The sequence below is a fragment of the Lentimicrobiaceae bacterium genome (assembly GCA_028697555.1).
Lineage (GTDB): Bacteria > Bacteroidota > Bacteroidia > Bacteroidales > UBA4417 > UBA4417.
On the sequence record JAQVEX010000079.1, the window covers coordinates 1 to 6,487 of the forward strand.

Annotated in this window: 8 protein-coding genes and 1 tRNA gene; 2 read left to right on the forward strand and 7 right to left on the reverse strand. The window is 35.3% G+C overall.

Going from position 1 to position 6,487, the window contains the following annotated elements:
- Positions 1-198: 198 nt before the first annotated feature.
- Entirely contained in the window at positions 199-438 is a 240-nt protein-coding gene (locus PHP31_09705; GenBank protein ID MDD3739551.1) for a hypothetical protein, read from the forward strand.
- Between the two features lie 16 nt (positions 439-454).
- Here the strand turns inward: PHP31_09705 and trxB are convergent, their stop codons facing one another.
- From trxB to folK, 4 genes are all read right to left on the reverse strand, one after another.
- Entirely contained in the window at positions 455-1,393 is a 939-nt protein-coding gene (trxB, locus tag PHP31_09710; GenBank protein MDD3739552.1) for a thioredoxin-disulfide reductase, read from the reverse strand.
- A gap of 121 nt (positions 1,394-1,514) precedes the next feature.
- Positions 1,515-1,588, reverse strand: a tRNA-Pro gene (locus tag PHP31_09715).
- 106 nt (positions 1,589-1,694) lie between these two features.
- Positions 1,695-2,336, reverse strand: coding sequence for a deoxynucleoside kinase (locus tag PHP31_09720; GenBank protein MDD3739553.1), 642 nt, complete (start codon positions 2,334-2,336; stop codon positions 1,695-1,697).
- A complete protein-coding gene (folK, locus tag PHP31_09725) occupies positions 2,311-2,847 on the reverse strand; it encodes a 2-amino-4-hydroxy-6-hydroxymethyldihydropteridine diphosphokinase (protein MDD3739554.1) in 537 nt (178 codons plus the stop codon). Before folK ends, PHP31_09720 begins: the two co-directional genes overlap by 26 nt.
- 235 nt (positions 2,848-3,082) lie before the next feature.
- Between folK and sppA the strand changes: the two genes are divergently transcribed.
- The gene (gene sppA, locus PHP31_09730) at positions 3,083-4,858 is read left to right on the forward strand and encodes a signal peptide peptidase SppA (GenBank protein MDD3739555.1); all 1,776 of its coding nucleotides are present in this window, start codon (positions 3,083-3,085) and stop codon (positions 4,856-4,858) included.
- A 109-nt stretch (positions 4,859-4,967) separates the two neighbouring features.
- Here the strand turns inward: sppA and PHP31_09735 are convergent, their stop codons facing one another.
- Genes PHP31_09735 through PHP31_09745 form a run of 3 tightly spaced genes read right to left on the reverse strand, consistent with a single transcriptional unit; the run spans position 4,968 to position 6,411 of the window.
- A complete protein-coding gene (locus PHP31_09735; GenBank protein MDD3739556.1) occupies positions 4,968-5,624 on the reverse strand; it encodes a hypothetical protein in 657 nt (218 codons plus the stop codon).
- A gap of 37 nt (positions 5,625-5,661) precedes the next feature.
- Entirely contained in the window at positions 5,662-6,117 is a 456-nt protein-coding gene (locus PHP31_09740; GenBank protein ID MDD3739557.1) for a hypothetical protein, read from the reverse strand.
- A 15-nt stretch (positions 6,118-6,132) separates the two neighbouring features.
- A complete protein-coding gene (locus PHP31_09745) occupies positions 6,133-6,411 on the reverse strand; it encodes a hypothetical protein (GenBank protein MDD3739558.1) in 279 nt (92 codons plus the stop codon).
- Between the last annotated feature and the right edge of the window lie 76 nt (positions 6,412-6,487).

A 6,487-nucleotide genomic window follows, 5' to 3' on the forward strand; every position in this document is an offset into this window, starting at 1 on the left:
ATAACAATTGTTGTTATGGTGGGTAAATAAATTTTAGCAAAAGATGTTACGAGGTTTATAGCCGTTAGCCTTTGGCTTTTAGCCGTTGGCAAAATCCAGCTAATGGCTAATAGCCAATAGCCAATAGCATCTTTGATTATAGATATTTCCCGTACAACAACGATAAATAATTAACTTTGCACTATTAAAAACGATAAAATGAGCGGAAACGATTTCTTAAATAATCATTTCAACTTAACGTTTATAATGAACGTATTAAACGAAGGTGAAAACTTGGGTTCAAGAATTTTCCTGTTTTATACCGTACAATTATATTATTACGACAAAAAATACATAGAAATCTGGTATCATCAATATAATAGACGAATAGATAGGATAGTAAAACTAGACGAAGACGCCGTTTTAGATTTATATGAAATAAAACTACCCGAATTTTAAGCTAATAAACTTCTGCTTATTCCTTTTCGGCAAGCCATCTTTCAGCTTCAAGAGCAGCCATACAGCCTGTGGCAGCAGCGGTAATAGCTTGTCTGAAAACACGGTCTTGAACGTCGCCAGCTGCGTAAACACCTTCAATATTGGTGCGTGTGCTATCGGGTTTTGTGATAAGATATCCGGCTTCGTCTAAGTCAAGCTGACCTTTAAAAATATCAGTGTTAGGAACGTGACCAATGGCTACAAAAAATCCTTGAATATCAATTTCTCTTGTTTCGTTAGTTTTAACGTTTTTAATTCTAACGCCTGTAACTACGTTGCCATCGCCTAATATTTCGTCGGTAACGCTATTCCACAAAACTTCAATGTTCGGAGTTTTAAAAACTCTTTCTTGCATAGGTTTGCTTGCTCTAAACTCGTCGCGGCGTACTATCATGTAAACTTTTCTTCCCAATTTTGCCAAATAGGTAGCTTCTTCGCAGGCAGTATCGCCACCACCAACAACAGCAATATCGGCACCTCTGTAAAAGAAACCGTCGCAAGTAGCACAAGCCGAAACGCCATGTCCGTTATATTTTTTCTCCGATTCAATGCCTAAGCGACGTGCTGTGGCTCCCGTTGCTATTATTAAGCTTTCGGCTTTAATTTGCTTGCCGTCGTCGGTTACAACTTCAAAAGGATAGGTTTTTAGGTTTACTTCGTTAATTATTCCAAACCTGATATCTACATCAAAGCGTTTAGCCTGATTCATCATATTTTCCATCAAGGTATTACCGTCAATACCTTCGGGGAAGCCCGGAAAGTTTTCCACTTCGGTAGTTGTAGTGAGCTGTCCGCCCATTTGTAAACCGGTGTATAATACGGGTTTTAAGCCTGCTCTGGCTGTATATATAGCTGAAGTATATCCGGCAGGTCCCGAACCGATAATTAAGCATTTAATGAGTTCTGTCTTTTCCATAATAAAAAGTACTTAAGTTGATTAAAAAGTTATGTTAGTTATATTAGTAATTTAGTTATAATAGCTGTGTACAGTTAAGTAAAAAGGCATCTGTCCATCTGTTCAGATGCCTTTCTTTTAGTCGGAGTGGTCAGACTCGAACTGACGACCACTTGCACCCCATGCAAGTACGCTAGCCAACTGCGCCACACCCCGAATTGGTCTGCAAAGGTACACCTTTTTTTATTAATGCGGTATAATTTCTTTCCTTTTTTCCTTTTTTTGCAATTTTTAATACTTGTTCAATTTTCCTATTTCCCGACTAAACCGAGTGCACACCTTTATCGTAGTTTTTAGAAATTATATTCAAAATTTTTTCGTAATCTTCGCTGTTATTTACAAAATCGAGTTCGTTAGTTTTTATTATAACAACACGAAGGTGATTTTGCTTGTTTATGTAGTCTAAGTAGTTTTCTTGGATGTTTTGCAGATACGAAATCTCAATATTTTGCTCATAATCTCTTCCCCTTTTTTTAATGTTTTGCAGAGCTTTTTCGGGACTCAAAAGCAGATATACCAACAAGTCGGGTTTGGGCAAAGTGTTTTCAATTATTGTAAAAAGTTTTGAATACAGAATAAACTCGTCGTCGCTTAAGTTGTTTTGTGCAAAAATCAGCGATTTGAAAATAAAATAGTCGGCTATTGTGTTAGGATAAAACAAATCGGGCTTAGATAATACTGATTTCAGTTGTTGATACCTGTCAGCCAAAAAAGATAATTCCAATGGAAAAGCGTATCTGGCTGGGTCTTTGTAAAATTTTGGCAAAAACGAGTTCTCTTCAAATTGTTCTAAAATCAGTTTAGAACCAAAATCGTTGGCTATTTTTTTTGTCAGAGTAGTCTTTCCTGCGCCTATTATACCTTCTATTGCTATATATTTATAAGGAAACGGATTTGTTTTCATTTTTCAAAAGTTGATTAATTTGCTTTCTTGATGTGTGCATGCTCGTCAGTAGTTTGTCGGGGCAGCGTTTCAGCAATGTATTAATATTCAAATTTAATACTGGATGTTTAAAATTAGGACATATACTGTTAAGCGGTTCTAAAACAAAACGCCTGTCCTGTATATGCGGATGCGGAATCGTTAGAGATTTGCTTTTTACAATAGTTTTATCGTAAAACAAAATATCTATATCAATAATTCTGTCTTCGTATTCGGGTTTAGTTTTAACTCTACCCAAAGTTTTTTCAACCGACAGTAATTTTTGCAAAAGCATCTCGCAACTGAGTTCGGTTTTAATTTTAATGGCGGCATTCAGAAACAAGTTATCAGAATTGTATCCCCAAGGCTTGGTTTCAATAATTGACGAATAGTTTATTACTTCGGCAAAATCTTCAATCAGTTTTACCGAATTAATAATGTTGCTCAGCCTGTCTCCCACATTGCTTCCTATGCTCAAATAAACTATTGCCATATGATGTAAATTTTCAGAAAACAAAAGTAAGACAATTATCAATAATTTAAAACCGATTTCTGAAATAAGAATTAATAAAAAAAACACAAAAACTTAAATAAAATGTACTACCTTTGTTGGATAAAATAAAACGATAGGTTGTAAAACTTATACTATAGCTTGAAACCAAACCAACTGTGGGATAGCTACAAATGTGCAAGTTACGTATAACCTTAAACAGAAAAATTATACAATTATGAAACAGTTTTTTAAATTTATGTTCGCTTCCATGTTGGGCTTTATATTGGCAAGCGTGGTAGTTTTTATCATTTTTATGGGAATGATAGCTTCTGCAATGAAATTTGCAAAATCAGAAGAAGTAAAAGTGTCGCAAAACACTGTATTAACACTGCCTTTGGATATTAGTATTGAAGATAAATACAGCGATAATCCTTTTGCAACTTTCGATTATTCCGATTTCAGCACATCAAAGGCTATGACATTAAATGAAGTTGTAAAAACTTTGGATAAAGCTGCGGAAGATCCAAGCATTTCCGGAATTTTTATGGACATAAGTGCAGTTCCTACCGGATTTGGAAACTTAGAAGAAGTCCGCAATGCACTTATGGATTTTAGATCATCGGGTAAGTTTATTTACGCTTACGCCGATAATTTATCTCAAAAAGGTTATTATATTGCATCGGTTGCCGACAGCGTTTTCTTGAATCCCGTTGGTGGTATGGAATTTAAAGGCTTGGCAACTCAAGTAGCCTTTTTCAGCGGATTGCTAAAAAAATTAGATGTTGAACCGCAAATTATACGTCATGGTAAGTTTAAAAGTGCTGTAGAACCTTTTATTCAGGACAAAATGAGCCCTGAAAATCGTTTGCAAACCGAAGTGTTTTTAGGAAGTATGTGGCAGCATATCCTACAGCAAATTTCTCAAAAACGAGATATTTCGGTTGAAGAATTGAACAATATTGCCGAACAATATTTAATCAATAGTGCCGATGATGCATTGGAACATAAGCTTGTAGATAGATTGGTTTACAAAGATCAGGTTTTGCAAACCATTGCCAACAAAACGGAAGCCAAAGATACAGAGAGTATAAAATTCTTAAAACTTAGCGAATATTTTTCATCGGCAAATGCAAAAGTATCTGAAATAAGCAAAGACAGAATAGCCGTTATTTACGCCTCGGGTAATATTATTAAAGGAAAAGGCAGTGGTGCCAGTAGCGAAGTTATTTCCGATGAAAAAATAAGCAAACTAATACGCAAAGCCAGAAATGACGACAAAATAAAAGCAGTTGTATTTCGTATTAATTCACCCGGTGGCGACGCTTTGGCTTCGGAAGTAATTTGGCGTGAAGCTAAGCTAACCAAAGAAGTAAAACCGTTTATAGTTTCAATGGGTAATGTAGCTGCTTCGGGTGGCTATTATATAGCTTGTCCTGCCGACAAAATTTTTTCAAACCCAACAACGCTAACAGGCTCTATTGGTGTGTTTGGAGTAATTCCTAACATTCAAAAGTTTTTTAGCAATAAATTAGGAGTAACTTTCGATCAGGTTAAAACCAATAAGCATTCCGATTATATTTCCGGACTTCGTCCATTGACAGCAGAAGAAACGCAGTTTTTAACTAAAAACATTGAAGATATTTATACGGTTTTTACAAGTCGTGTTGCCGAAGGCAGAAATATGTCAGTCGCTGATGTTGATAATATCGGTCAAGGTCGTGTTTGGAGCGGTATTAATGCTAAACAAATAGGGCTTGTCGACGAATTTGGCGGACTTAAAGCTGCCGTTGCAGAAGCTGCAAATTTGGCTAAATTGGACTCATACAGAGTGGTTGAATATCCCAAAAGGAAAGACCCAATGGAATTAATTATGGAATCGATAAGCAATATGTCGGAAACTAAAATTAAAAACGAATTTGGCGAGTACTACAACTACATCCAAATGATTAAGCAAGTTAAACAAATGGAAGGCGTACAAGCTCTAATGCCACAAAACTACGACATATACTAATAGAGTAAATTAAATAAGAAAAGGTGTTATGTTTATTAAGAATCATAACACCTTTTTCTTTTTACTTCAACAACTAACTTACACTTGTTGAATTAAATTACAATTAAAACTAAAACGCGAATCCGAATCTAACACCTGTATTTAAAAGTGTTCCGGAGTACGCCATATCTACCCATGTATCGTTGTACCATGGCGAAATGCCACTGTTAAAATTATCAAAAGAAACTCTGATACCGACTCCTGCGAAGGCATCAATGTAAAAATGTCTTCCTATTAACCATTGGTAACCCACCTGAATGGTAGCTCCCACACGACTTACAACAACGTCGACGTCTTTATATTCAACTGTGGTGTACTCATTACCACCTTCAACAAAATTTACGTTTACAGGTTTTTTGTCTTTAAAAAAGTAGTTCTGAAACATTGGTCCGTACTGAAAGTAAAAACCTCCGGGCTTAGTAGTTTTTTGAGAAATAAAGCGACGGTGTTTTATTTCAATTCCGTAGCCAACAACAGGATCATTGTAGTAAGTTTCATAATATCCGTTTGCCGAAATATAGAATGTCGGAGCAATAATCAGCCAGTTATAGCCATCACTAGAGATGCTTCGGTCGTATTCAATTCTTAATCCGCTTCTAAAAGCCGCAACAGGTGCTATACCAACGGCATTTTTGTTTACAGTTATTTGTTCGCTATTTTGAGCGTATAAACCACTAAATGATGTTATAGCTGCAATTAAAATGATTAAAATGTTTGTCTTTTTCATTCGGTTATATTTTAATATTATTTTTCGATTAATAATTTTATCTCGATGCTGAAATCGAGCTTAATAATTCTAAAACGCCGTTTTTGTATTTATATTGTTTTAAACCTTCGTTACTGGTAACAATAAGTATTCCATTATTGTATATTACGTCTTTAGCCGAAATATCACGTATTGAAGCAATTTTTTGGGGATTTTGTTTATCGCTAACATCAAGAATTTTGATACCATTGTCGCAAATGTACAGAGTGTCATTGTTTATATCCAATCCGTTTGGTGCTTCCAAATTATATTCTTTTTTAAGGGTAACGTTATTAATATCAGAAATGTCAATGATTTGAAGCAAATTACTTCCGCTAAAGCATCTGTAGTTGTTAGTGTTTAGGGTAAGATATGCATATCCGTTTTGAGCAACAACAGGGTCGCATGAGCGTACGTGTTCGAAAAAAGTTTTGTATGCAGGAATACTTTTATCGGCGATTGAATATACGTACATTCCGTTATCGGTACCTTACAAAAGTAGGTCGTTATACGCATAAATGGTTTCGGTATAAAAATTCAAAAGATTGCTCGTTACCTTTACCGGATGTTCTTTGTTGATTAGACTTATTGTGTTAAGTTCACTAGTTGTAACTGTGTAAAGGTAATCGTCAACAACATTAAATCGAGCAAGCGAGCCGGCTCTACTGTTGTTTGGACTAATACCGCTATCAGAGTCACTTTTGTTCATCGAACATGATGCTAATACTGTAATTAATACTAATGCAATTATTATTTTTATTGTTTTCATTGTTTTCAGATTTTAAAATAAATTTTTAGAAGTTCTTTTTCCAAGCAACCAAAATCCCGTCTTCAGGTCGGTACAA

Bases quoted from the DNA above. Each gene is read 5' to 3' on its own strand.
- PHP31_09705 (MDD3739551.1), top strand. From the start codon at position 199: ATGAGCGGAAACGATTTCTTAAATAATCATTTCAACTTAACGTTTATA.
- trxB (MDD3739552.1), bottom strand. From the start codon at position 1,393: ATGGAAAAGACAGAACTCATTAAATGCTTAATTATCGGTTCGGGACCT.
- PHP31_09720 (MDD3739553.1), bottom strand. From the start codon at position 2,336: ATGAAAACAAATCCGTTTCCTTATAAATATATAGCAATAGAAGGTATA.
- folK (MDD3739554.1), bottom strand. From the start codon at position 2,847: ATGGCAATAGTTTATTTGAGCATAGGAAGCAATGTGGGAGACAGGCTG.
- sppA (MDD3739555.1), top strand. From the start codon at position 3,083: ATGAAACAGTTTTTTAAATTTATGTTCGCTTCCATGTTGGGCTTTATA.
- PHP31_09735 (MDD3739556.1), bottom strand. From the start codon at position 5,624: ATGAAAAAGACAAACATTTTAATCATTTTAATTGCAGCTATAACATCA.
- PHP31_09740 (MDD3739557.1), bottom strand. From the start codon at position 6,117: ATGTACGTATATTCAATCGCCGATAAAAGTATTCCTGCATACAAAACT.
- PHP31_09745 (MDD3739558.1), bottom strand. From the start codon at position 6,411: ATGAAAACAATAAAAATAATAATTGCATTAGTATTAATTACAGTATTA.